Source organism: Acidobacteriota bacterium, from assembly GCA_030697165.1.
In the GTDB taxonomy this organism is placed as follows: Bacteria; Acidobacteriota; Vicinamibacteria; order Vicinamibacterales; family UBA2999; genus 12-FULL-67-14b.
This window is the reverse complement of the sequence record JAUYQQ010000013.1, coordinates 120,517-143,634: the sequence shown is the minus strand read 5'-3', so window position 1 is coordinate 143,634 and position 23,118 is coordinate 120,517. Positions and strand designations below refer to the sequence as shown.

Sequence of the window (23,118 nt, the reverse complement as noted above, 5' to 3'; positions counted from 1 at the left end):
CTCCCATGTCACGGACCGCTCTCACGTGGTTCGCCATCGCAGCCGCTGGATGCGCTGCGCGTGGGCCTTCTCCGCAAGTGGTTGCCGAACTGGGCAAAGCCACCGCGCTTGTCCGCGAAGGCTGTTATTCCTGCCTGAAAGAAGCACAGGCCATCTTCGAGCGGCTTGCCGGGCCGCCGCGACCGGCGCCTGGTGCGGCCCAAGGCGCGTTCGAGGCAACCCTGCTGATCGCAATGCGCGAGAAGGAGCTGGGGATTCCAGCCGAGGTCTCACTCGCTCGGGCGAGGCAGCTGGCCAGTCCAACAGGCAATCCCAAAGAAGGGGTTGCCTCCACTGCCTCTCCCTCGGTGCTGCTCGACGCGGCCGAACTCGTGAACGGCGAGACCGGCGGCCTCGATCCCGAGCAGCGCGCAAGACTCTTCGGAGCGAGGGCCGCGCTTGACCCCGCCAACGCCGCGCGCCGCGCCCTTGATCCCTGGGTCGCGACCGATCCGGTCGCTCAATACGTCGCGTTGATGATCGATTGCGAGCAAACCCGCTTGCGCAACACCGTCGATCCTGCCGCAGTCCTGGCTCGCTACGACGGCGTGCCGCTGATCGGGTTCCGGCTCGCGGTGTGTGGTGGGGCCGGCGCGCCCCAGGCCGCGCCGCTTCGCGAGGCCAACCCTCGCCTTCTCGACACGCCGCCGTGGGAAGCGCGCCGCGCCATGGTGGGCGGGCCGTCCGAGCCCATCGACCTGTACCGCGCGGCCACCTTGCTGCGCTCGGCACACGAGGCGTTTCCTTCCTCGCCGTGGATCACGCTCACCGGGGCGCGCATCCATCAGTCGCTGGCGGAGTTTGAAGCCGCGCTCAGCGGATTCGATACCGTGCTCGCCGAGACGGCGACCCATCGCGATGCCCTGCTCGGCCGCGTGACCAGCCTGAGCTACCTGATGCGGCACCCGGAGGCGGTCGCGACGGCGTCCCGGATGATCGAGCTCGGCACCTGGCACATGGGCGACGCGTACTATTGGCGGGCGTGGAACCAATACCACCTCAAGGCGCTCGCGCTGGCGTGGTCTGACGTCGAGCAGGCGATCAAGCTCTTGTCCAACAGCAGCGTCTACATGCTTGCCGGCTTGATTGCTTACGACCGTAAGGACCTGCCGACCGCGATTGCCAGGTTCGATCGATCGTTCGATCTCGACGGCACCAACTGCGATGCGGTGTGGATGGCAGGACTGGTCCACGTGGATCAGGAATCGTGGCCGCTGGCTTCGCCGAAGTTCGCGCGGGCGATGAGTTGTTTCTCGAACGCCGCATCGCAGGCCAAGGCCGACCTGGGCGCGCTCGATGCCGAGGTCAAACGCGCGGGCGGGTCGTTGACCCCGCCTGGCAGGGAAGCGCGTCAGCGCGCCAAGTTGACGAGGGACATGGAAGTGGCCGCCGAGCGCTCGGCGCAATCCGCCTTCAACGCCGCCCAGGGCTACGCCCGAATGGGGCAAAAGGCGCTGGCGCTTGCGCACGTCGAGATGGCGATCGCCGAACCGCGCATGAAAGAGAAGGCGGCGGCGCTCAAGGCGGCGATCGAGAAGATGCCTTAGCCTTACAGGAGTTCAGGAGGAGAAGAGAACCCCTACTCTAGCTTCTCCTGATCTCTTGATCTCCTCTAGACATCCAGTGTCACCACGACCGGCCCGTGATCGCTCGTCCCGATTTCTCGCTGAACGACCGAGGTGGTGGCGCGAGAGGCGAGGGCCGTCGAGGCCAGCACGTAGTCGATCCGCCAGCCGATGTTGCGCGCTTTCTGGTTGCGCCACGGCGCCCACCAGGTGAACAGGTCGTGGTTGTCGGGATCGAGCGTGCGTCCGACATCGACCAGCCCGTGTGAGATGACGCGTTCCAGCAACCCCCGCTCGTCGGGCCTGGTCCCGATCTGGTTCAACTTGCGCAGCTTGATGTGAACATCCCGCTCTTCGCGGGCGACATTGAGGTCGCCGCAGAAGATCACCAGCCGCTGTTCGCGCTCTGCCTCCGCCGCAAACGAGTCGAGCGCGTCGAGAAAGCGCAGCTTCGCCTCGTAGTCCTTGCCGCCGTTGGGCACGTAGATCGACGCCACCATGATCTCGCCGAGCGGCGAGGCAATCGTGGCGCAGGCGATGCGCTGTTCGAAGTCGAAGCCCGGGTGCGAACAGGATGGGAAGACGTTGGTCAGCGACTTCGCGAACAGCACGGCTACACCCGAGTAGCCCTTCTCGCCGTGCCAGTAGCTCCAATAGCCCTCGACATCACGCAGCTCAAACGGCAACTGGTCGAGCGACGCCTTGATTTCCTGCAGGCACACGATGTCGGGCTTTTCGGTGGCGAGCCAGTCGAGGAGCTGTCCTTGCCGGGCACGAATGCCGTTGACGTTCCAGGTCGCAATCTTCATCTTTATCAAAGCCTTACACGGAAGCACGGAAGCACTGAAGTCATCTGGATTGGGTTCCGTGTTTCGGTGCTGCCGGGTTTCCGTGCGGCGCATTGGCTTGCCAGTTCACGACCAGCGTCGCCGATCGCGGCGCGGCATCGCTCGCCGGCAAGTTGACCAGGAAGCGCGTGCCGTCGGGCGTGACGTCGAACGCGCGAATGGGCGCGCCGGCGTCGAACAGGCGATCGAGCGAGGCGACCGCCGGCGGTTGCGCAACCCCGCGAAGGGGTGGCCCCCACTGCAGGCGAACCATGTGCACTTCGGAACCGCGCCGGAAGTACAGCGCGCTGCCGTCGCCGCGCCAGCGTGGCTCGGTGCCGCCGGCAGTGGTCACGCGCAGCCGAGTGCCTGGCTTCGGGAACGAATCCACGTAGATTTCAGGCTGCCCCGATTCGTCAGAGGTATACGCGACCGAGCGGCCGTTGGGCGCGAACGCGCCGTAGGTCTGGTTGAAGCTGGACGATAGATAGGCGCCCGGTGTCGCGCCTGGCACCTGCGGCAACACCCAGAGGTCGTCGCGGGTCTGCGCGTCGGTGCGTCCGACCAGCAGGAAGGCGCCGTCGCGGGACCAGTCCCAGAGTTGGATCGGCGGATCGAGCGTTACGATCGTTTGCTCGGGCAGCACCGCGCCGGCGCCGCGAATCATGATGTGCCGGCGCTTGCCGACCCACGCGACGCGCCGGCCGTCGGGCGACCACACCGCGCTCTCGTCGACATCGGTGCCGAGCGACAGTCGCGTCGGCACCGTCTGCGCGGCGTCGCGAATCCACACGTCGAGCGTGCGCAATTGCGGATCGAGTTGCGTCACGGCGACCCGGCGGCCGTCTGGGGCAATGCGCAGGTCCCACGATTCAGCCGGCTCACCGGCGCGGCCGAGGAGGTCGCCGGTCGGTGATAGCCAGCGCAGTTCGCGGAGCCGCGATCCCGGTGCGCCGTAGATCAGTACCTCGGCGGCCGCAGTGGCGAACAGTTGCCCGAGCGGTCCGCGCCCCGCATTCAGGCCGGCGAGCGTCGGTCGGGCGGACGCCTGCCAGGTGGCGGGGTCGAGCAGCTGCGCCATCAGGTTCGTGTCGTTCAGGGTCAGCAGCGTGTGTCCGGCGATCAGCGGTTGTGCGTCGGAGTCGCTGACCTTCGTGCGCGAGGAGGGGTTGTCGAGCGACGTCAGCCAGACGCCGGCCCGGCCTCGTTCGCTCGCCGTCACGAGGTAGGCGACGTGCCGCCCATCCGGGAGGAACGCCGGCCAGGAGTGGGAGGTCTCGCCGCCCTCAGCGATCGATGTGAGCGGAGTGACAACGCCGTCGGCGGCCCGCCGCCGCAACCCGCCGGTGCTGCCGGCAAACACCAAATCGCCGGCCGCGTTCCATGTGGCGCCGCGCGCGCCCGGCGCGTCGGCGAGATCGCTGACCGCTCCCGAGGCGAGATCCAGTGCCCGCAAGCGGCCCTCGGCCAGGAAGCCCACGCGCGACCCGTCGGTCGACCAGAACGGGGCGGCGGCGCCGTCAGTCGCCGGCAACGCGCGGGCCTCGGCGGTTGATAGATCCTGCAGCCACAGCGAGACACGGCCTGCGGCTGCGGCCGGAAACACCAGCCGGCGGCCATCGGGGGCCAGCGCGAGTCCAAAGGGGTAGTCGGCGCCCGAGCCCACCTCGACCGAGCCTGGTGCCAGCCAAGCCGCACGCACCGGTTCCGGTCCGGCCGGCGCGGGCGGGGGCGCCTGCCCACAGGCAGACAGCGCCAGCACGGCGACGAGCAAGGGATATACTGTCGGTCTTACGTCCACAGGAGGATGCATCGCATGCGTAATCGTTTTCTCGCCCTGGCCATCACTGTCGTCGTGGCGGGACTTCCCGGCGCCACCGCGGCGCTCGCGCAAACCGCCGCGCCGGCTCGCCGCCCTGACGTCATCTTCGTGCCCACCCCCGAGGCGGTGGTCGAAGCGATGCTGCAGGTGGCCAACGTTACCAAGAACGACATGGTGTACGACCTCGGGTGTGGCGACGGCCGCATTCCGGTGACCGCCGCCAAGAAGTATGGCGCACGCGGCGTCTGCTTTGACATCGATCCGCAGCGCATCAAGGAAGCCAACGAGAACGTCGCCAAGAACAACGTCGGAAACCTGGTCAAGGTGGTCGAAGGCGACCTCTTCGAACAGGACCTGAGCGGGGCCAGCGTGATCACGCTTTACCTGCTGCCGTCGCTCAACGTGAAGCTGATGCCCAAGCTGATGAAGGAACTGAAGCCCGGCACCCGCATCGTCTCGCATGCCTTCGACATGGGCGACTGGAAGCCCGAGAAGGAACTGGACGTCGACGGCCGCAAGGTTTACTACTGGACGATTCCGAAGCGGTAAGGTCTTTGTGGCATCCGGCTTTAGCCGGATAGACTTGGGCGATTTGAACCGCCGAAGTTTATTACTACTCGCGGCCATCCTGGCCGCAGTCGCTGTGTTGCTGGCCGCGAGCGGCGGCGTTCGCGCCACCGTTGGCGGCCTTCGCATTTCCGCCCGATTCCCTCTTCCTACATCAATTGCCGCGCTCGCCGCGGTCGGCGCCTGGTGGCTGCTGGCACGCCGCGCGAAGTCGGTTGATTCAGATCTCGAATCGGCCTGGCTCACCCTTGAACGCCACGGCACGCCCGCCATCATCCTCGTCGCTGCGGCGAGTGGAACTGTTGCGACCATCTTCGCCACAAGTTCTGCTGCCGGCGCTGACGCTTCTGGCTACTTAAGCCAGGCAGCCATGTGGGAGCGCGGTGGCTTCACACATATTGACGAGCTCGCTCTTACCCTGACGGCGATCGATCCGTGGATCACGTCGCCCCTGGGATGGCGGCCGATGCACATCCCGTGGATGCAAGCGCCCACCTATCCGCCTGGCCTTCCCTGGCTGATGTCGTGGGTTCCAGGCACAAGCCACCCCGACTGGGTCGTGATGCTCTCGGCGGCCGCTGCCGTGTGTGCGACTGGAGTGATGGCGGTGCGGCTCTCGGGACCGGTCGCCGGAATGCTGGCGGCCATGCTGCTGGCCATCAGCCCGGTGTTTCTGTTTCAGTCGGTTCAACCGATGAGCGATGTGCCGGTGACGGCCGCCTGGATGACATGCTGGGCTCTGCTGTTGTGGCCGAGGGCGCGGTTTGCCGCCGGCATCGCGTGCGCATTCGCTGTGCTCATCCGACCGAATCTGGCACCGCTAGCCGCCGTACCGCTGTTTGCGATTGGTTGGCACCTTCGGCGTCTAGCCGGATTCTCTCTGCCCGTCGTGATTGCGGCAGCAATCCTGATGTTCCTTCAGAACATGTGGTACGGGTCGCCGCTGCGCTCTGGCTATGGCACCGCCGACGAGCTGTTTGCGCTCTCGAACATCGGCGCCAACGCCTCCCGATACTTCTCATGGCTGATGTCCACGTCTCCGATGCTGCTGGTCGCGCCGGTTGGAGCAGCCCTCGTGTGGCGCCACGCGTTCACGAAGCCGCTCGCCGCATTCAGCGCATTGGTCGTGGCCGCCTATCTTGTTTATGCCGTCTTTGATGTCTGGTCATACCTGCGCTTCCTGCTTCCTGCGATGGCCATCGCCGCGGTATTCGCGGCTATTGCGATCGCGGCCGCGCTCCGGCGCCTGCCTGCGCCAGTGCGAGTGATGGCCGCGCTGGCTGCGATCCTGGGCATCGCCGCGCACGGCATCTCCCAGGCGCGAGCGCTTGATACGTTCCGGCTGGCCGATCAGCAGCGGCGGGTCGCACAAGTGGCGCGTTTCCTGTCCACCACACTGCCGGCCGATGGCGTGATCGTGTCAGGCGAACAGAGTGGCGCTTTGAGGTACTACACCGGCCGTTCGATCCTGCGTTGGGATCTCGCGTCGCCCGACGCACTGGCGGCGGCGCTCATCGCCTTGAACGCGGCCGACCGCCCAGTCGTGGTCGCTCTCGATGCGTGGGAGCACGAACCGTTTCGCGCCAGGCTTGGCGCGCTGCCGGCGGTCTCCCTTGAATGGCCATCGGTGTTCGACGCGGGCACCTCGCATCGCACGCGGGTCTGGCGCTTGAGTGATCGCGTTCGCTTTCTGCGCGGCGAACAGGTACAAACGCTCAGGCAACCGTGAAGAGACTCGACTGGGTGTTCCTGGCCGCAATCCTGCTGATCGCCTCGGTGTTGAGGTTGTGGGCGCCGTGGGACGATGTGCTCGGCGGAACCCGCGTGAACTTTCTCGAAACCGACGCCTGGTACCACGTCAGGCTGGTCGAGAACCAGGTTCGCAATTTCCCGCATCGCGTCACGGTCGATCCATACGCCTCGCCCAACGGCCAGTACGTCGCGGTGGCGCCCCTTCTCGACATCGCAATCTCCATCGCCGTGGTCGCGACCCAGGGCAGGGACGCGTCGACAGATTACATTGAGCGCGTCGCGGCGCTCGCGCCGGCGGTCGCAGGTGTGCTGGCCGTGGCGGCGGTCTGGCTCCTCGGCACGATCGCGTTCGATCGCCGCGCCGGTCTGATCGCGGGACTGCTGGCGGCAGTCTTGCCCGGGCACTTCCTCGACCGCACGCTCGTGGGCTTTGTCGACCACCACGCGCTTGAGGTGTTGCTCTCGTTCGCCGCCTTGGTGTGTCTCACTGTGGCTCTTCGTTCCCGACAAGAAGTGCCCTCCCGACAAGAAGTGCCCTCCCGACAAGAAGTGCCCTCCCGACATGAGGTGCCCTCCCGACATGAGGTGCCCTCCCGACAAGAGGTGCCCTCCCGACAAGAGGTGCCCTCCCGACAGGAGGTGTCCTCCCGTCAAGAGTTGGCAGTCCCGGCGGTAGCCGCAGGTCTCTTGCTAGGGCTATACCTCTTGGCGTGGGGGAGTGGCGCGTATTTTGTCGCCATCCTGGCCGCGTGGGTGGGGTTGATGCCGCTGGTGGGCCGGTCTCGTGACGACGTCGCGCCGGCGGCCCGCGCTTCGGCGATTGCTGCCGCGGTGGCGCTCGTGCTCGTCGTGGTGCTGCAGGACCCGGGTCTCTTCCGCTACAACACCCAAGTCGCGGCGCTGGCGGCGTTGCTGGTGTTGTCGCTGCTGGTCATGCTGCTGGCCGATCGAGTTCTCCTGGCTTTCGGTGCGCTGGGCGCGCTGGCCGTCGTGGCCATGGCCGCGGCCTACCTGGTCGAGCCCAATCTCGTGCGGCAAGTAACGACCGATCTCGCCCGGTTCAGCCCCGATCCCACGCGCATGGCCGTGCTCGAGGCCCGGCCGCTGTTTCTCTACACCGGCAACTGGGAATGGTCGCAGCCCTGGGTATTCTTTCGCGGCGGCTTCTATGTCGGGTTGCTCGCCGTGGTGTGGCTCGCGGTCACCGTCTGGAAGTCGCGGCGTCTCGATCACCTGCTGATCGTGATCTTCACGGTGGTCAACTACGCGGCGACCGTGGGCCAGAACCGTTTCGGCTACTACCTCGTACCGGCTGCGGCGCTGGTGGCGGGCTGGCTGTGTGTGCGCGTGCTCGACTGGGGCGGCGTGCCCCACGCTGGCAATCCACGCCCCCTCATCAAGCCGTGGCTGCCGATGCAGCGCGAGTTGGCAATTGTGCTGGTGGCGGGCGTGGTCGTGGCGCCCAATCTCGTGCCGGCCGCGCTTACCACCACCCGCGCCGGCGGCATGGCCGATTACTGGGCGTCGGCCATGCAGTGGTTGCGGACCCAGACGCCAGAGCCGTTCGCGCAACCCGGTTACTACTACGCCAGGTACGGTGCCGCGAATCCGCCCGCGGCCTACACGGTCATGAACTGGTGGGATCAGGGGTACTGGCTGATCCAGGCCGCGCACCGCGTGCCGGTGTCGAACCCGACGCAGGGCGGGGCGCCACAGTCCGCTGCGTTTCTCACGGCGACAGACGAGGCGGCAGCGCTCGACATCCTGAAGGCCAATCGGTCGCGCTTCGTGATGGTGGACTGGGAACTGCCGTTCCGCGATGCCGGTAACGGCTCGCTGGCCGGGCGCTTCCAGAACCTCGCCGACTGGGCCGGCGTGCCCACCGATCGCTTCTACTCGCTGTGCTACTCGCGCATTCGCGAGAGCGACGCGTGGACGCCCAGTTGGATCTACTTCGAGCCCTACTACCAGGCGATGGCGTACCGGTTGATGGTGCTGGGCGGCCAGGGAGTCAACCCGGTGAACAGCACCTGGTTGGTGCGCAGGCAGCAACGAGTGGATTCGACCGGCCGTCAGTTCTGCGAGGTGTCGGAGGCGCAGTCATTCGCCTCGGCAGATGACGCCAGACGGGCCGCCGCCGGCCGCGGTCCCGAATTCGTCGTCGTCGGCCGCACCCCGTGGCAACCGGCGTTCCCGGTGCCAGGAGTGACCAGCATGCGACTGGCGCAGGAGTTTCGCGCCGAGGGTCAAAAGCCGAACGAATCGCCGATGGTCCGGATTTTCGAGGTCATTCCGGATTAACAAGAGATCAGGAGACCAAGAGAAATTCCTTATCTCTTGACCTCCTGTTATTCCGCTCTGAGGGCGACGGCTGGATCCGTGGCCGCGGCTCGCCTGGCGGGTGCCCAACACGCCGCCGCGAGCACCACCGCAAACAACAGCGCGGTTCCGCCGAAAGCCACGGGGTCGATCGCCGTGACGCCGACCAGCAGGCTTTGCGCCAGTGTGCCGACCACGCCGGCGAGCAGCAGGCCGATGGTGACGCCGGCCATGCCGAGCCACGCCGCCTGCTTCATGACCATCGATCGCATGTTGCCGTGCGAAGCGCCGAGTGCCATGCGGATGGCAATCTCGCGCGTGCGTTGGGTGACCAGGAACGCCATTAGGCCGTACAAACCGAGCGCGGCCAGGCCGACGCCAATGCTGCCCACGCTACCCGCGATCCATGCCGTCAGCCGCTGCGGCAGCAACCCTACCGCCACCGCCTCATCGAACGACTGCAGCAGGACGATCGGCACGTTGGGCTCGACCTGCGTCATGGCGCTTCGGATGTCGGTGGCGACCGGCCGCCCGGCGGCGTGCTTCACGAAGAGCGAGAACTCGCTGAACGCCTGCTGCGCGAGCGGCACGTAGACAAAGTTGCGCGGGCCGTCGCTGACGTAGCGGTACTTGGCGTCGGCGGCGACGCCGACGACGGTGAGCGGCTGCGGCTCGGACTCGCGGGAATGATGCATCACCTGCTGGCCGACGGCCGATCGCCCGGGGAACAGCCGCCGTGCGAAGGTCTGGTTGAGCACGGTGACGCGCGGGGACCCTTCTCGGTCGGCGGCGGTAAAAGCGCGGCCTTCGACAATCGCCATGTCAACAGTTTCGAAGTAGCCGGCCGAGACGATGTCCCAGTCGGCGTCCCACGTGCCGTCCCGCTGTGGTCCGCTGACGCCCGGCGCGCTGATCGAACCGAGGCCGAACCCGCCACCCTGCAGGGGGACCATTCGCGCTGTTGCGACCGCGGTCACGCCGTTGATCGCGCGCAGCCGTTCTTCGTAGCGCTCGGCCAACGCGACGGCCTCCTGCCCCCGAAAGCCCGAGAGCGAGACATCCACCGAGGCAATCTGGACGTTGGCGGTCGCGAATCCCGTGTCGATCGTGGACGCGGCCTGCAACGTGCGCACGAACAGGAATGCGATCACCACGAGCATCAGTGACAGCGCCACCTGGCCCGCGACCAGGACGTTGCGCAAGCGGAAGCGGCGGCGGTCGACGGTCGCATTGGCGCCGTGAAGCATCGGCGCGAGGTCGGCGCCAAGCGCATGCCGCGCGGGCGCGAGACCAAACACCAGGCCGGCGGCGAGCGCCACGCCCATGGCGAACAGCATGACCCGCCAGTTCAGCGACAGGTCGAGGTTGATCATCACCGGCAACGCCGGCAGGAAGCTTTCGAGCACCTGGATCAGCGCGAAGGTGAGCGGCAGCGCCGCGGCGCCGGCGACGGCAAAGAGCACCACCGTTTCGGTCAGTAGCTGCGCGATCAGCCGTCCACGGCCCGCGCCGACCGCCAGTCGCGTCGCCATCTCGCGCCGGCGGGTGGCCGCGCGCGCCAGCAGCATGCCGCCAACATTGCTGCAGGCGATCGCCACCAGTGCGCTGGTGAGGGCGAAGAGGAAGCCGATGAAGGCGAGGAACGGCGTGCGCATCGGTCCAGGGATTCGGCTGGTGTGAATCACTGCAATCGTGTGCCGAGGGTTGGCGAGCGGCTCCGAGGCCTTGAACGCTTCCATCAACGTGACCAGTTCGGCTTGTGACTGCGCGGCCGTAATCCCAGGTTTCAGCCGGCCGATCGCCACGGTCCAGACGGCGCTTGGTTGCGTGAGCAGTCGCGAATTGTCCATGCCGCGCACCGTCGCAACCATGGCCATGGGGACCCACGCTTCGGTGCCAACGAGTGACGAGCCGTTGAAACCCGGCTCGGCGACGCCGACCACGGTGAAGGTCTGGTTGTTGAGGCGGAGGGGCTTCTGCAGGATCTCGGGGTCGCGGTTGAAGCGGCGTTCCCAGAAGGCGTGGCTCAGCACCACCACCGGCCGTTCGCCGGGAACCTCGTCTTCGTCGGGTCTGAAGAAGCGGCCGAGCGCCGGCCGCGTCCCCAGCACGTCGAAGTAGTTACCCGAGACCAGCATGCCGAAAATGCGTTCGCTCGCGCCGTGGTCGCTGAGCGTCATGGGCCCGCCGCCAAAGTTGAGGGCCGCGATGCCCTCGAGCGTCTGGGTGTGGTCCTTCAGGTATTTCACCGCCGGATACGACATGTTGTCGAACCCGCTCTCGCCCTGGTTGGCGCGGCCAATATCGACCACCCGCGACCCGTCGCGCACGCCCGGGGCCGGCTCGAACAGGAGGGCGTCGGTCAGGCTGAAAATGGTGGTGGCGGCGGCAATGCCAATCGCCAGCGAGGCCACCGAGGTCAGCGTGAAGAGCGGGCTGCGCCCGAGCATCCTGACGGCGTAACGCAGATCGGGGAGGATGGCCATGCTCCCACTAGACGCCGATCGGCCGGAAATTGTTTCAGCCTCGGCGGATAATAGAGGCTTGAACCGCCTGACCTCCTTCCAGCGCCTCGCCCTGTGGGCGACGGCGACGACGTATTTCTTGATCCTCGTGGGTGGACTGGTCCGCGCCTCCGGCGCCGGGCTGGGGTGCCCCGACTGGCCCCGCTGCTTCGGCGGCTGGGTGCCGCCGATGTCGTTGGCCGAGTTGCCGCCGCAGTTCGACCCCTCGCAGTTCAACCCCACGTTGATGTGGACCGAGTACCTCAATCGCCTGCTCGGCGCCACCGTCGGCCTCTTGATCATTGCCACGGCCGTCTCGGCGTGGCGGCACCATCGCCGCGACCCGCGCATCCTGTGGACGACGATCGCGGCGGTGCTGCTCACCGGCTTCCAGGGATGGCTCGGCGGGCAGGTGGTGGCGCACGAGCTTGCGGCGTGGATCGTGACGGTCCACATGGTCGTCGCGCTCGTGATCGTGCAGATGCTGTTGTACGTCACGGTCCGCGCGTTCCCGCCCGCGCACCCCGGCACCTCAGCACCCAAGCACGTAAGCACCTTCGCGATGGTGCTGATCGCGATTACGCTGATCCAGATTGTGCTCGGCACGCAGGTGCGTGGCGCGCTGGACGCCGCGCTCGACGCCGGAGTGGCGCGCGACGCGGCGCTCGCCACCGTGGGCGCGCTCGATTACCTGCACCGCGACGCGGCGTTCGTCATGCTGCTGGGGTCGATCCTGCTGTGTTTCTGGCTGGTGGCCAAGGCAACCGCTCCGACTAAGGCCGGACACCACATGACGTTGGTTTGGTGGTCGTGGGCCGTCCTGGGCCTGGCCGTGGCGCAGGTGGCGGTGGGCCTGGTGATGGCATATGTTTCCCTGTTACCCGCCGCGCAGGTCGTGCATCTGACCCTGGCAAGCCTGTTACTCGGCGCGGAAACGGTGTTGCTGCTCCTCAGCTGGAGAGGTTCGGTATGAAAATACGTTTGCTCCTCGTCGCGCTCGCCGTCGTCCCGTCCGCTTGTGCGCGCCCATCCGAACCCGCTCCCACCCCGACCAATCAATCCGCCCACGACGGGCATGGCGCCGCCGCCCCGGCCGCCGCGCCGCGCACGAAGTTGCTTGGGAACCTCGGCACGTACCACCGCACCATCAAGACGGCCAGCCCCGAGGCGCAGCGGTTCTTCGACGAAGGCCTGGCGTTGCTCTACGGCTTCAACCACGAGGAAGCATTCAGGTCGTTCGAGCGCGCCGCCACACTCGACCCTTCGTCGCCCATGCCGCACTGGGGGATGTCGCTGGCGCTCGGCACCAACATCAACGATGTCGCGCCCGCGGATCGCCTCAAGCAGGGCTACACGCACCTCGCCGAGGCCGAAAAGCGTAAGAGTGGCGGCAGCGAAGTGGAGCAGGGGTTGGTCGAGGCGCTGGGCAGGCGGTACGTCGCGGAACCCACCGGCGATCAACAAGACCGCGAACAGGCGTACTCGAAGGCGATGGGCGAGCTGGCGAAGCGCTTTCCGGAGGATGACGACGTGGCGACGCTCCACGCGGAGAGCATGATGAACCTGCGGCCGTGGCGTCTGTATAAGAAAGACGGCACCCCCGAGCCGGGCACCGACGTGATCGTCGCCGCGCTGGAAAGTGTGATCAAACGCAACCCGCTGCACCCGGGCGCGAATCACTACTACATCCACGCCGTCGAGGCGTCGCAGACCCCCGCCCGCGCGCTCGACGCCGCCGGGCGCCTGGAAACCCTCGTGCCCGGCGCGGGACACCTGGTCCACATGCCTGCGCACGTTTACATCCGCACCGGTCAGTACGCGAAGTCGGCGAAGAGCAACGCCGACGCGGCGGCCGTGGACGAGAAATACTTCAAGGCCACCGGCGCCGACCGGGGCTTCTATGCGTCGATGTATTACGGGCACAATCTGCAGTTCGAATCGGCGGCAGCCATGTATGCCGGCAACTTCGCGCAGGCGCGCGATGCCGCGCGCCGCACCGTTGCGCTCGCCGATCCCATCGCCGATCAAATGGCGATGCTCGAGCCCTTTGCCGCGCAGGAGCTGGCCGTGCTCGTGCGATTCGGCCAGTGGGAGCCGATCCTTGATGCGAAGGCGCCGGCGCCCACCCGCACCGTGCAGACGTCGCTCTACCACTTTGCCCGCGGTGCGGCACGTGCCGCCAAGGGTCAGGTCGCCGAAGCCGAGGCGGAACTGTCGGCCCTGAAGACCGCAGCGGCGACGATCCCTCGAGATGCCATGGTCGGCCCGGCCAATGCCGCGGTGGACGTGATCTTTGTCGCCGTCACCGATCTCGCCGCGCGCGTCGCCGAAGCCAAAGGCGACATGCCCGCCGCGATCAAGGCGTTTACCGAGGCCGTCGCCGCCGAAGATCACCTGGGCTACAACGAACCGCCCGACTGGCTGCTTCCCGAACGGGAACGTTTGGGGGCGCTGCTCGTCAAGGCCGGCAAGTTCGCCGACGCCGAAACGGTGTTTCGTGCCGACCTCGAAAAGAATGTCGGCAACCCGCGGTCGCTGTACGGGTTGTTCCGCAGCCTCGAGGGGCAGCGAAAATCGGCCGCCCAGGAGACCAGGACCGCTTTCGAAAAAGCCTGGGCCGGGGCGGATGTCAGGCTCGGCGATGACCTCTATCCGGCTCGTCGCTAGGGGGCATCGTGAAACGCTGTGAGCATTGAAACCAACAGCGAGCTCGTCGAGCGGTTCCTCCATGACGCGGCTCGGTATCCTGGCGGTCATGCCGCCGGGGTCGCACGGCCGCAGACGGCGGGCGAGGTCGCGGAGATATTGACGGCCCCCCATAAAGGAGGGCCCTACGGGGTGTTGGTCGTTGGCGCTCAATCGTCACTGACTGGTGGCGCCACGCCGTTTGGTGACGTCGTGGTGAGCACCGAACGGCTCACCACACTCGCGATTGAAGGCGAGCTGGTCCGCGCCGGCGCCGGCGTGACCCTGCAAGCCATCCAGGATGCGCTGGCCCCGGTTGGCCGCTGGTTGCCGCCCGTGCCGACCTACCTTGGCGCCACCGCCGGTGGCGCGGCTGCGACCTGCGCGGCGGGCGCCGCGACGTTCAAGTACGGAACCATACGGCCGTGGGTTCACGGCTTGACCGTCGTGCTCGCGAGTGGCGACGTCCTCGAGCTGGAGCGTGGCCGCCGCCTGGCCTCGAGCCTCGTGTCGCTGCCGGCCCTTCGCATGCCCGACGTGCCCAAGTGCTCAGCGGGTTACTTCATCGCGCCCGACATGGACCTGGTGGATCTGTTCATCGGCTCCGAAGGCACCCTGGGCATCGTCACCGAGGTCATCTTCAGGACCGCGGCGCGGCCGGCCGCGCGGTGTCACGCGCTTGTGCCGATGGAAAGCGAGGAGGCCGGCATTCGCCTGGTCGCCGAGCTCCGCCTGGCCGCGCAGCAAACCTGGCGCACGGGCGATCCGCTCGGCGTGGACGTGGCAGCGATTGAACACATCGATGCGCGATCGATCGCCGTGGTCCGCGAAGACGGTGTCGATCGCAAGCTCGACATCACCTTGCCTTCGGGCGCCGGCATCGTCCTCTTGGTCGAAATGGAGTTGTCCCAGCCGGTTACTGACGAGGAGCTGTGGCGGCAGCTCGAGACCGCGCGCGATGACGGCGCCGCCGATTCGCCGCTGCGGCGCTTGTGCGCAATGCTCGATCGGCATGGCGCGCTCGATGACGCCGAGATTGCGCTGCCCGGCCACCACGCCCGTGCGGCGGCGTTTGCCGAGTTGCGGGAAGCTGTGCCGGCCGGCGTCAACCGCCGCGTCGCCCTGGCTCAACAACAGGTCGACCCGCGCATCTACAAGACCGCGGCCGACATGATTGTGCCGTTCGAACGCTTTGCCGAGATGATGCGCGAGTGCCGGCGGCTGTTTGCCGAGCGTGGCCTCGACCTCGCGGTGTGGGGCCACATCTCTGACGGCAACGTGCACCCCAATGTCATCCCGCGCAGCGCCGACGAAGTAACGAAGGGGCAGGAGGCGATCCTGGCGCTCGGGGAGGCGGTCATCGCCATGGGCGGGAGCCCGCTGGCCGAGCACGGCGTGGGCCGCAATCCCATCAAGCAGGCACTGTTGATGCGGCTCTACGGCTCAAGTGGGATTGCGGCGATGCGCGACCTCAAGCTCAGCCTTGACCCGCGCGGCATGCTCGCGCCGGGAGTGGTTTTCCCGGCACAATAGACACGTGCTAGATGAAGTGCAGGCGGCCGTGGCGGGCCGACCCGCCGACAGTGCCTTCATACTGCTGCTTGATTTCGACGGCACCCTCGCCGAATTCAACCTTGACCCGGCGGCGCCCCACCTGACGCCCCAGCGAAAAGACTGGCTCGAGCAGATCGCGCGGCAACCCGGGATGGCGGTGGGCATCGTCAGCGGCCGACGCCTCGACGACCTCCAGGAGCGGACGCGCCTGCCGGGCCATGTCTATCATGCCGGCCTGCACGGCCTGGAGATCGAGATCGAGGGACGCCGAACCGGGCATCCGGACCTGCTGGCCGCGGCCAAACGCCTCGAGGGGCTGGCCCATGCTCTGAGCCGGCTGGCCATCGAGCACCCAGGTGCCTTGATCGAAGACAAGGGCGCCAGCGTCGCGGTGCACGCGCGGGGCGTGCCCCCCGAGTTGCGCGAGGCCGTGTTTGCCACGGCCGACATCCTGGCGGTGCCGTGGATTGCCGAGCGGCTGGTGCGGCGGCTCGAAGGCCATGCGGTGGTCGAGTACCTGCCGAACATCAACGGCCACAAGGGCGACGCGACGCAGTGGATTGCCGAAAACGTCGAGGCGCGCACGGGGCGGCCGTCGTGGGTGGCGTATCTGGGCGACGACATCACGGACGAAGACGCCTTCCGCGCGATCAGCCGCGGCATCAGCGTGCTGGTCGGGCTGCGGCCGACCGCCGCCACGCACAAGCTCGACGGTATTGCCGATGTCGATCATTTCTTGAGATGGCTGGCGAGCAGAGGGTAAGGTCACAAGGGTGACACCCATTCCGCTTCATCACGGGGCCATCGGCAACGGCCGCGTGCTCGCACTGGTCGGGCCCGACACCAGCATCGATTGGCTGTGCCTGCCTCGGTTTGACAGCCCGTCGGTATTTGCGCGGCTGCTGGACCAGGAGCGCGGCGGCTCGTGGGCCTTCGAACCAATCGACACCTGGTCGGCCTCCTCCGCCTACATCCGCAACACGAACGTCGTCCGCACCGAGATCACGGCGGCCGATGGCCGCTTCGAGATCATCGACTTTGCCCCGCGCACGCTCGATGGCTACCGCGTGGATGCGCCGATCGAAGTGTGCCGGCTGCTCCGTCCGCTCGAGGGCACGCCTCGGGTGCGGATGCGGTTCGACCCACGCCCCGATTACAGCCGGGCCAAGGTCGAAGTGGTGGCGGCTGGGCACGGTGTCGAGGTAGTGGGTGGGCCGACGCGGCTGCACCTGGCGTCGAACGTGCCGGCGGCGTACATCCTGGACCGCGCCCCGTTCCGCATCGATCGCCCGGTCTTCTTCTCGCTCAGTTCCGGCCGCCCACCGGGCATTGACTCGGGCCCGGCGGCCGAGACCAGCGCCGAGATGACGATCCGCGCGTGGCGGTCGTGGGCCAAGAGCTGCGCGCTGCCATCGTTTGCCGCCGAGTCGGTGCTGCGTTCGGCCTTGTGCCTGAAGCTGCATGCCTTTAACGATACCGGCGCGATCATCGCCGCGGCGACGACGAGCCTGCCCGAGGCGATCGGGTCGGGCCGGACGTGGGACTACCGGTACTGCTGGTTACGCGATGCCGCGTTCGTGGTGGAGGCGCTGCGGCGCCTGAGCCACCTGTCGGAAGGCGAGGCGTTCGTGCGGTTCCTGCGCGAGATGGCCGACAGCGGTCCGCTGCAGCCGATCTATGGGATCACCGGTCAGCGCAACCTGGACGAGGAGATCGTCCCCGAACTGCGCGGCTACGACGGCATTGGTCCGGTCCGCATCGGCAATGCGGCGTACATCCAGCAACAGCACGACGTGCATGGGGAGATGGTGCTGTGCCTCGAGACCATCCTGACCGATCCGCGAGTGGTCTGGGAGGACCCATCGCTGGCGCCGCTGCTCGAGCACCTGGTGGACGAGGCCATGGCGGCGTCACTGGTGGAAGACACCGGCCTGTGGGAGTACCGCACGCTGCCCAAGCACTACACTTTTTCCAAGGCGATGTGCTGGGTCGCGGCACACCGCGGCGCCCTGCTCGCCGAGTTTTTCGGTATGCCCGCGCAAGCCCAGGCGTGGAAAGCGTGGGCCGACACCGAACGCCCGCGGATTCTGGCCCGCGCGTACAACGAGGAACTCGGCTTCTTCACGCAGGCGCTCGACGGGCAGTATGCCGATGCCTCGAACCTGCTGCTGCCGCAGATTGGCCTGGTGGATCCGCTCGACCCGCGCTTCCGTTCGACGGTCCGTGCCTACGAGAAGCTGCTCGCGCCAGATGGCCTGATGCTGCGCTACAAGCACCTGGACGACTTTGGCCACACCACCAGCGCGTTCTCGATCTGTTCGTTCTGGTGGGTCGAGGCGCTGGCGATGATGGGCGAAATCGACGAGGCGGTTGCGCTGTTCCGCAAACTCGAAGGCTACGCGAATCCGCTGGGCCTGTACTCGGAAGACATCGAACCGTCGACCGGCGAACTGTTAGGCAACTTCCCTCAGGCCTACACCCATGTCGGCCTGATTCACGCGGCGATCACGATCGGCGAGATCCTCGACGCCCGCAGTGGTTCGTTTCGCGCCTGGAGCTAGCAGAGCCTGACGGGAGGGCAGCACTTCTGGTCGGGATCCCGACAAGGATCACCCTCCCGACATGGTTCACCCTCCCGACAAGGATCACCCTCCCGACAAGGATCACCGGGTATACTCCCCGCATCCCGCTGGTCCCCGGCTCGCGCATCGGTCCGTTCGAGATTGTCGCTGCCTTGGGCGTGGGTGGCATGGGCGAGGTGTATCGTGCGCGCCTCACCTTCGATGCCGCGACGGATCCGATGCGATCTCATAAGTGAGTCTGGCTGAGGCCAGACGAGATGGAACCCAGATAATCAACATGACATATCAGCTCCGAGCCGCCTTGTTCGCACTCGCCCTCCTCATGCCGGCCGCCAGTGTTGCGCAGACCGCCACTCGCGCCCAGGTGACGAACCTGAAAGTGACCGTCCTGTCGACGATGCTCGTCGGCGCGGGCGGATCGAATGGCATCGGCGAGTGGGGATTCGCAGCGCTGGTTGAGGCCGACGGCCGGCGCATCCTGATCGACACCGGCGCGCGTCCCGAAACCGTGCTGCGCAATGTCGAGGAGATGCGCGTCGACCTGTCGAACGTGACCGACGTGGTCCTGACACACAACCACGCCGATCACACCGGCGGCCTGCTGGCGCTGCGGCGCGCGGTCATGGCCAGGAATCCGGCGGCGCTCTCGCGCGTGCACGTGCCGGCGGGAATCTTTACCAGCCGTCTCGTTGATGGCCGCGAAGTCGGTGGATTGCGGCCCATCAAGTCGGCATTCGAACAGCTCGGCGGAACCTTCATCGAACATGGTGCGCCCTTCGAACTCTTGCCGGGCGTCTGGTTGCTTGGCCCGGTGCCGCGCGTGCATCCGGAGCGGAACTGGAACACGACGGGCCGGCTGCAATTACCAAGTGGGCCGGTCGAGGACAACGTTCCGGAAGACACCGCGATCGCGGTCAACACGCCGAGCGGTCTGGTCGTGATCAGCGGCTGCGGCCACGCCGGCATCGTCAACACGCTTGAATACGCTCGAAAGGCCATCGCCGATGTGCCGATTGAGGCGGCGATTGGCGGCTTTCACCTTTTCGCGGCATCCGACGAAGCGCTCGTGTGGACAGGTGGGCGGCTGAAGGCCCTTGGGGTCCGCAACCTGCTGGGCGCCCACTGTACCGGCATCGAGGCCGTGTTTCGACTCCGTCAGATCGTGGGTCTCGCGCGCCGCACCGCGGTCGTCGCCGCGGTCGGGTCGTCCTTCACGCTCGGCACCGGCATCGAGTCGCCGCCATTGGCGCGCTGAAAGAAGAGGAAACGCTGGGAGCCGGGGGCTCGCGGCCTCACGGGGAAGCCCACGGGTCCAGGACCGCCGACACGGCATCGCGAAAGTCCGCGGCATTGCGCGTCACCAAGGTCAGTTCGTGGGTCTCGGCGGTGGCGGCAATCCAGGCATCCATGACGCCGATCGGCCGGCCCTTCGCTTCGCGCCGCGCGACGATCGCGCCCCACGCGGCCGCGATCGTTTCGTCGATCGGCAGCACACGGCCCTCGAACCGGGCCGGCAGGTCGTGGCGGAGCCACTCGTCGAGACGCGTCCGGCGTCGGCTCGCCGGCAGCCGTTCGACGCCATGCCGCAATTCGGCCAGCGTGACGACACTCAGAAAAACGCGGTCTTCATCGATGTCGGCCAGCCAGTTGACGACCTTCGGTTCCGGTCGCGGCCTGACCCACTCGGACACGATGTTGGTGTCGAGCAAATAGCTCACAGGTCAACGGTCCGCGCTGGTCCGGTTCGCCGCCGCACCTTGAGACCGGAGCTTCGCAGTGGGGACGCCGCCAGAAATTCGGCCAGGTTTCCACTCCGCCGGATCTTCCGCTCCCATTCGTCCGCCGAGACGACCACCGCCGCGGCCCGGCCGTTGCGGGTCACGACCTGGGGTCCAGCCTCGGCCGCCCGGTCGATCAGTTCGCTGAATCTCGCCTTGGCCTCAGCCACCGTCCAGGCAACTGCCACAGGACCCTCCCTGATTACAGGTCATTATGGTCATCATAGTCATCTATCGGGAAACCGCAAATACCCTCGTCGCAAAACGGATCCCTTGAAGGGACCCCCTCGGACGCCGGAACCCCATATACTCGCGGCCACCCGTGACCCTATCGCCTGGTGCCCGCCTCGGTCCCTACGAAGTCCTCTCCGCGCTCGGCGCCGGTGGCATGGGCGAGGTCTACCGCGCGCGCGATACCAAATTGAATCGTGACGTCGCGATCAAGGTGCTGCTCCCCGCGGTCGCCAACGATCCCGATCGCCTCGCGCGCTTCAGCCGCGAAGCGCAGGTCCTGGCGTCGCTCAACCACCCGAACATCGCGCACATTCACGGACTCGAAGAATCGGGCGGTGTGACGGCGCTCGTGATGGAGCTGGTTGAAGGCGAGGATCTGTCGCAGCGAATTTCGCGCGGATCGATTCCGCTCGACGAAGCGTTACCCATCGCGCGCCAGATCGCCGAGGCGCTCGAAGCGGCGCACGAGTGCGGCATCATCCATCGCGATCTCAAGCCAGCGAACATCAAGGTCCGGCCCGATGGAACGGTGAAGGTCTTGGACTTCGGACTCGCGAAGGCGGTCGACCCTTCCGCGGGCTCATCCGCGACCGCGATGAACTCGCCGACCCTGTCGATCCATGCCACTCAGGCCGGCATCATCCTCGGCACAGCGGCGTACATGAGTCCCGAGCAGGCGCGCGGGTCCGCCGTCGATCGGCGCGCCGACGTGTGGGCGTTCGGCGTCGTCTTGTTCGAGATGCTCGCCGGGCGGCGGCCGTTCGAAGGCGACACAGTCTCGGACACGTTGGCCGCGGTCCTGAAAACCGATCCGGAGTGGGACGCGATTCCTGCGGACGTGCCCAATGCCATTCGCCGGTTGCTGACGATCTGCCTCAAGAAAGATGCGAAAGCGCGCCTGCGCGACATGGGCGAAGCCCGTCGTCAAATCGATGAAGCTGCGAGTGGCCCCGCTGACATCTCCACGCCGATGGTGGTCCCGGTTCAAGCCCCAGCCTGGAAGCGTGTGCTGCCGTGGGCAATCGTCAGCGCGCTCGCGATCGGCTTGACGCTGGTGCTGCCGGCGTGGGCGCCGTGGCGCAGTACGGAGATCACGCCCCCGTCGCTGGTACGACTAAGCGCCGAGCTGGGCGCAGATGTCTCGTTGTCGCTCCGTTTTGGTGACGCAACGGCGGTCTCTCCGGATGGCAACGTCCTCGCTTTCGCCGCGCAGACCGGTGAGGACGGTACGCCACAGCTCTATGTCAGGCGACTCGACCAACTGCAGGCCACCGCGCTGCCGGGAACCGACGATGCGATGAGCCCGTTCTTTTCGCCGGGCGGTGAGTGGATCGCGTTCTACGCGGGCGGCAAGTTGAAGAAGGTCGCCGTCACTGGCGGCGCAGTGCTCACGGTGTGCGATGCGCAGGCCGGCCGCGGCGGCGCCTGGGGCGAGGACGGCACCATCGTGTTTTCGCCGCACTCGAGCGACGGCGCCGCCTTGATGTCGGTGCCATCGGCCGGTGGTACGCCGGAACCGCTTGCGTCCCTCGCCGAGGGCGAGGTCACCCAACGCTGGCCGCAAGCGCTGCCAGGTGGCAGAGGAGTGCTCTTTACCAGCAGCACTGTGGCTACCAGCTATAACGACGCCAACATCGTGGTCCTATCGCCGGGCGGCGCGCGCACCGTCGTCCACCGTGGCGGCTATCACGGCCGCTACGTGGCCAGTGGGCTTGGCTCGCCGAAGCGCGGCGAGCGCGAAGGCGGCCACCTGGTCTACATCCGCGACGGGATGCTGTTTGCGGCGCCTTTCGATCTGGAGCGGTTGGCGGCGACCGGGCCGCCCGTCCCGGCGCTCGAAGGCGTGATGTCAAACGTCGGCACTGCCGCCGCGCAGTTCGCAGTGTCGGTTACCGGCACGTTTTTCTATCTGCCGGGGCAGAGCTCCAGCGGCCAGCCAATCACCTGGCTGGATGACGCGGGGAACACGACCCCGTTACGCCCGACGCCAGCGAACTGGTTCGAGCTCCGCTTCGCTCCCGATGGGCGCCGGCTGGCCATGCAGCTGGCAGACGGAGCATCGACAGACATTTGGATCTACGAATGGGCTCGAGACAGTCTGTCGCGACTGACGTTTGAGCCGGCGGGTGACAACTTTCCGGTGTGGACCCCTGATGGACGCCGCATCGTGTACGCCTCGAGCGGCGCTGCCCCGGCGACCTCCGGCCTGGTGTGGCGACGGGCCGACGGGACGGGCGACGCTGAGCGCCTCACCGAGAGCAGCAACCGCCACCGGCCCGCTTCCTGGCACCCGAGCGGCAACCTTCTGGCGTTCGAAGAACAAAGCGGTGCCAACGTCGATTTGATGCTGCTGCCGATGACAGGCGACGAGGCGTCGGGTTGGAAGCCCGGCACGCCCACGGTCTTCCTGAACAGCCCCGCTCAGGAACGCGAGCCGATGTTTTCTCCCGACGGACGGTGGCTCGCCTACATTTCGAATGAATCCGGACGCAACGAACTCTACGTGCGACCGTTTCCCGGTCCCGGTGGCAAGTGGCAGATCTCGACCGGCGGCGCCTTGCACCCCACCTGGTCGCGAACCAAGCCCGAGCTGTTCTTCGGATCACCGCTCGGCCAGATCATGGTGGCGCCTTACGCTGTGGAGGGCGACTCGCTGCGCGCAGAGAAGCCGCGGCTCTGGTCACAGAGGCGCATGGTGCGCAGCCAGAACCGCATGTTCGACTTGCATCCTGACGGCACGCGGTTCGCGCTTGCGCCGGTTGAGCAAGCGGCAGGCGTGAAGCACGACAAGGTCACGTTCCTCATCAACTTCTTCGACCACTTGCGAACGATCGCGCCGGCGGCGAAGCCATGAGTCTAGCCACTGGAACGAAGCTGGGCCCTTACGAGA

16 protein-coding genes are annotated in these 23,118 nt (G+C 67.0%); 11 read left to right on the top strand and 5 right to left on the bottom strand.

Features of this window, described 5'->3' with window-relative positions; genetic code table 11:
• The first annotated feature begins 77 nt into the window (after positions 1 to 77).
• Positions 78 to 1,586, top strand: a complete 1,509-nt coding sequence (locus Q8T13_13305) for a hypothetical protein (GenBank protein ID MDP3718735.1) — start codon at positions 78 to 80, stop codon at positions 1,584 to 1,586.
• A gap of 65 nt (positions 1,587 to 1,651) precedes the next feature.
• Here Q8T13_13305 and Q8T13_13300 read toward each other — a convergent pair whose 3' ends face one another.
• Together Q8T13_13300 and Q8T13_13295 are read right to left on the bottom strand one after the other, a co-directional pair.
• Positions 1,652 to 2,413: an exodeoxyribonuclease III gene (locus tag Q8T13_13300; GenBank protein ID MDP3718734.1), complete on the bottom strand. Its 762-nt coding sequence runs from the start codon at positions 2,411 to 2,413 to the stop codon at positions 1,652 to 1,654.
• A 40-nt stretch (positions 2,414 to 2,453) separates the two neighbouring features.
• Positions 2,454 to 4,205 carry a hypothetical protein gene (locus Q8T13_13295; GenBank protein MDP3718733.1) on the bottom strand — a complete coding sequence of 584 codons (1,752 nt, stop codon included), beginning with the start codon at positions 4,203 to 4,205 and terminating at the stop codon, positions 2,454 to 2,456.
• Between the two features lie 42 nt (positions 4,206 to 4,247).
• Here Q8T13_13295 and Q8T13_13290 point away from each other — a divergent pair, with 42 nt between their 5' ends.
• The 3 genes from Q8T13_13290 to Q8T13_13280 are packed head-to-tail and all read left to right on the top strand — an operon-like array spanning position 4,248 to position 8,873.
• Entirely contained in the window at positions 4,248 to 4,802 is a 555-nt protein-coding gene (locus tag Q8T13_13290) for a class I SAM-dependent methyltransferase (protein MDP3718732.1), read from the top strand.
• 43 nt (positions 4,803 to 4,845) lie between these two features.
• Positions 4,846 to 6,549, top strand: coding sequence for a hypothetical protein (locus tag Q8T13_13285; protein ID MDP3718731.1), 1,704 nt, complete (start codon positions 4,846 to 4,848; stop codon positions 6,547 to 6,549).
• Positions 6,546 to 8,873: an STT3 domain-containing protein gene (locus Q8T13_13280; GenBank protein MDP3718730.1), complete on the top strand. Its 2,328-nt coding sequence runs from the start codon at positions 6,546 to 6,548 to the stop codon at positions 8,871 to 8,873. The genes Q8T13_13285 and Q8T13_13280 overlap by 4 nt, the downstream gene beginning before the upstream one ends.
• A 47-nt stretch (positions 8,874 to 8,920) precedes the next feature.
• Here the strand turns inward: Q8T13_13280 and Q8T13_13275 are convergent, their stop codons facing one another.
• Positions 8,921 to 11,377, bottom strand: coding sequence for an ABC transporter permease (locus tag Q8T13_13275; protein ID MDP3718729.1), 2,457 nt, complete (start codon positions 11,375 to 11,377; stop codon positions 8,921 to 8,923).
• Between the two features lie 58 nt (positions 11,378 to 11,435).
• Between Q8T13_13275 and Q8T13_13270 the strand changes: the two genes are divergently transcribed.
• From Q8T13_13270 to Q8T13_13245, 6 genes are all read left to right on the top strand, one after another.
• On the top strand, positions 11,436 to 12,368 hold the full coding sequence (locus Q8T13_13270; protein ID MDP3718728.1) for a COX15/CtaA family protein: 933 nt from the start codon (positions 11,436 to 11,438) through the stop codon (positions 12,366 to 12,368).
• Positions 12,365 to 14,062, top strand: coding sequence for a hypothetical protein (locus Q8T13_13265; GenBank protein ID MDP3718727.1), 1,698 nt, complete (start codon positions 12,365 to 12,367; stop codon positions 14,060 to 14,062). Before Q8T13_13270 ends, Q8T13_13265 begins: the two co-directional genes overlap by 4 nt.
• Before the next feature lie 18 nt (positions 14,063 to 14,080).
• The gene (locus tag Q8T13_13260) at positions 14,081 to 15,613 is read left to right on the top strand and encodes an FAD-binding oxidoreductase (GenBank protein ID MDP3718726.1); all 1,533 of its coding nucleotides are present in this window, start codon (positions 14,081 to 14,083) and stop codon (positions 15,611 to 15,613) included.
• A 4-nt stretch (positions 15,614 to 15,617) separates the two neighbouring features.
• The gene (otsB, locus tag Q8T13_13255; GenBank protein ID MDP3718725.1) at positions 15,618 to 16,397 is read left to right on the top strand and encodes a trehalose-phosphatase; all 780 of its coding nucleotides are present in this window, start codon (positions 15,618 to 15,620) and stop codon (positions 16,395 to 16,397) included.
• Positions 16,398 to 16,407: 10 nt separating this feature from the next.
• A complete protein-coding gene (locus tag Q8T13_13250) occupies positions 16,408 to 18,195 on the top strand; it encodes a glycoside hydrolase family 15 protein (GenBank protein MDP3718724.1) in 1,788 nt (595 codons plus the stop codon).
• A 298-nt stretch (positions 18,196 to 18,493) separates the two neighbouring features.
• Positions 18,494 to 19,471 carry an MBL fold metallo-hydrolase gene (locus Q8T13_13245; GenBank protein ID MDP3718723.1) on the top strand — a complete coding sequence of 326 codons (978 nt, stop codon included), beginning with the start codon at positions 18,494 to 18,496 and terminating at the stop codon, positions 19,469 to 19,471.
• Positions 19,472 to 19,508: 37 nt separating this feature from the next.
• Here Q8T13_13245 and Q8T13_13240 read toward each other — a convergent pair whose 3' ends face one another.
• Together Q8T13_13240 and Q8T13_13235 are read right to left on the bottom strand one after the other, a co-directional pair.
• On the bottom strand, positions 19,509 to 19,934 hold the full coding sequence (locus tag Q8T13_13240) for a type II toxin-antitoxin system VapC family toxin (protein ID MDP3718722.1): 426 nt from the start codon (positions 19,932 to 19,934) through the stop codon (positions 19,509 to 19,511).
• Positions 19,931 to 20,182, bottom strand: coding sequence for a type II toxin-antitoxin system Phd/YefM family antitoxin (locus Q8T13_13235; GenBank protein ID MDP3718721.1), 252 nt, complete (start codon positions 20,180 to 20,182; stop codon positions 19,931 to 19,933). The genes Q8T13_13240 and Q8T13_13235 overlap by 4 nt, the downstream gene beginning before the upstream one ends.
• A 134-nt stretch (positions 20,183 to 20,316) precedes the next feature.
• Here Q8T13_13235 and Q8T13_13230 point away from each other — a divergent pair, with 134 nt between their 5' ends.
• Positions 20,317 to 23,082, top strand: coding sequence for a protein kinase (locus Q8T13_13230; GenBank protein MDP3718720.1), 2,766 nt, complete (start codon positions 20,317 to 20,319; stop codon positions 23,080 to 23,082).
• The last annotated feature ends 36 nt before the right edge of the window (positions 23,083 to 23,118 follow it).

Excerpts from the sequence above, each read along its gene's own strand:
- Q8T13_13300 (MDP3718734.1), bottom strand. The coding sequence starts at position 2,413 with ATGAAGATTGCGACCTGGAACGTCAACGGCATTCGTGCCCGGCAAGGA.
- Q8T13_13290 (MDP3718732.1), top strand. The coding sequence starts at position 4,248 with ATGCGTAATCGTTTTCTCGCCCTGGCCATCACTGTCGTCGTGGCGGGA.
- Q8T13_13275 (MDP3718729.1), bottom strand. The coding sequence starts at position 11,377 with ATGGCCATCCTCCCCGATCTGCGTTACGCCGTCAGGATGCTCGGGCGC.
- Q8T13_13265 (MDP3718727.1), top strand. The coding sequence starts at position 12,365 with ATGAAAATACGTTTGCTCCTCGTCGCGCTCGCCGTCGTCCCGTCCGCT.
- Q8T13_13245 (MDP3718723.1), top strand. The coding sequence starts at position 18,494 with ATGACATATCAGCTCCGAGCCGCCTTGTTCGCACTCGCCCTCCTCATG.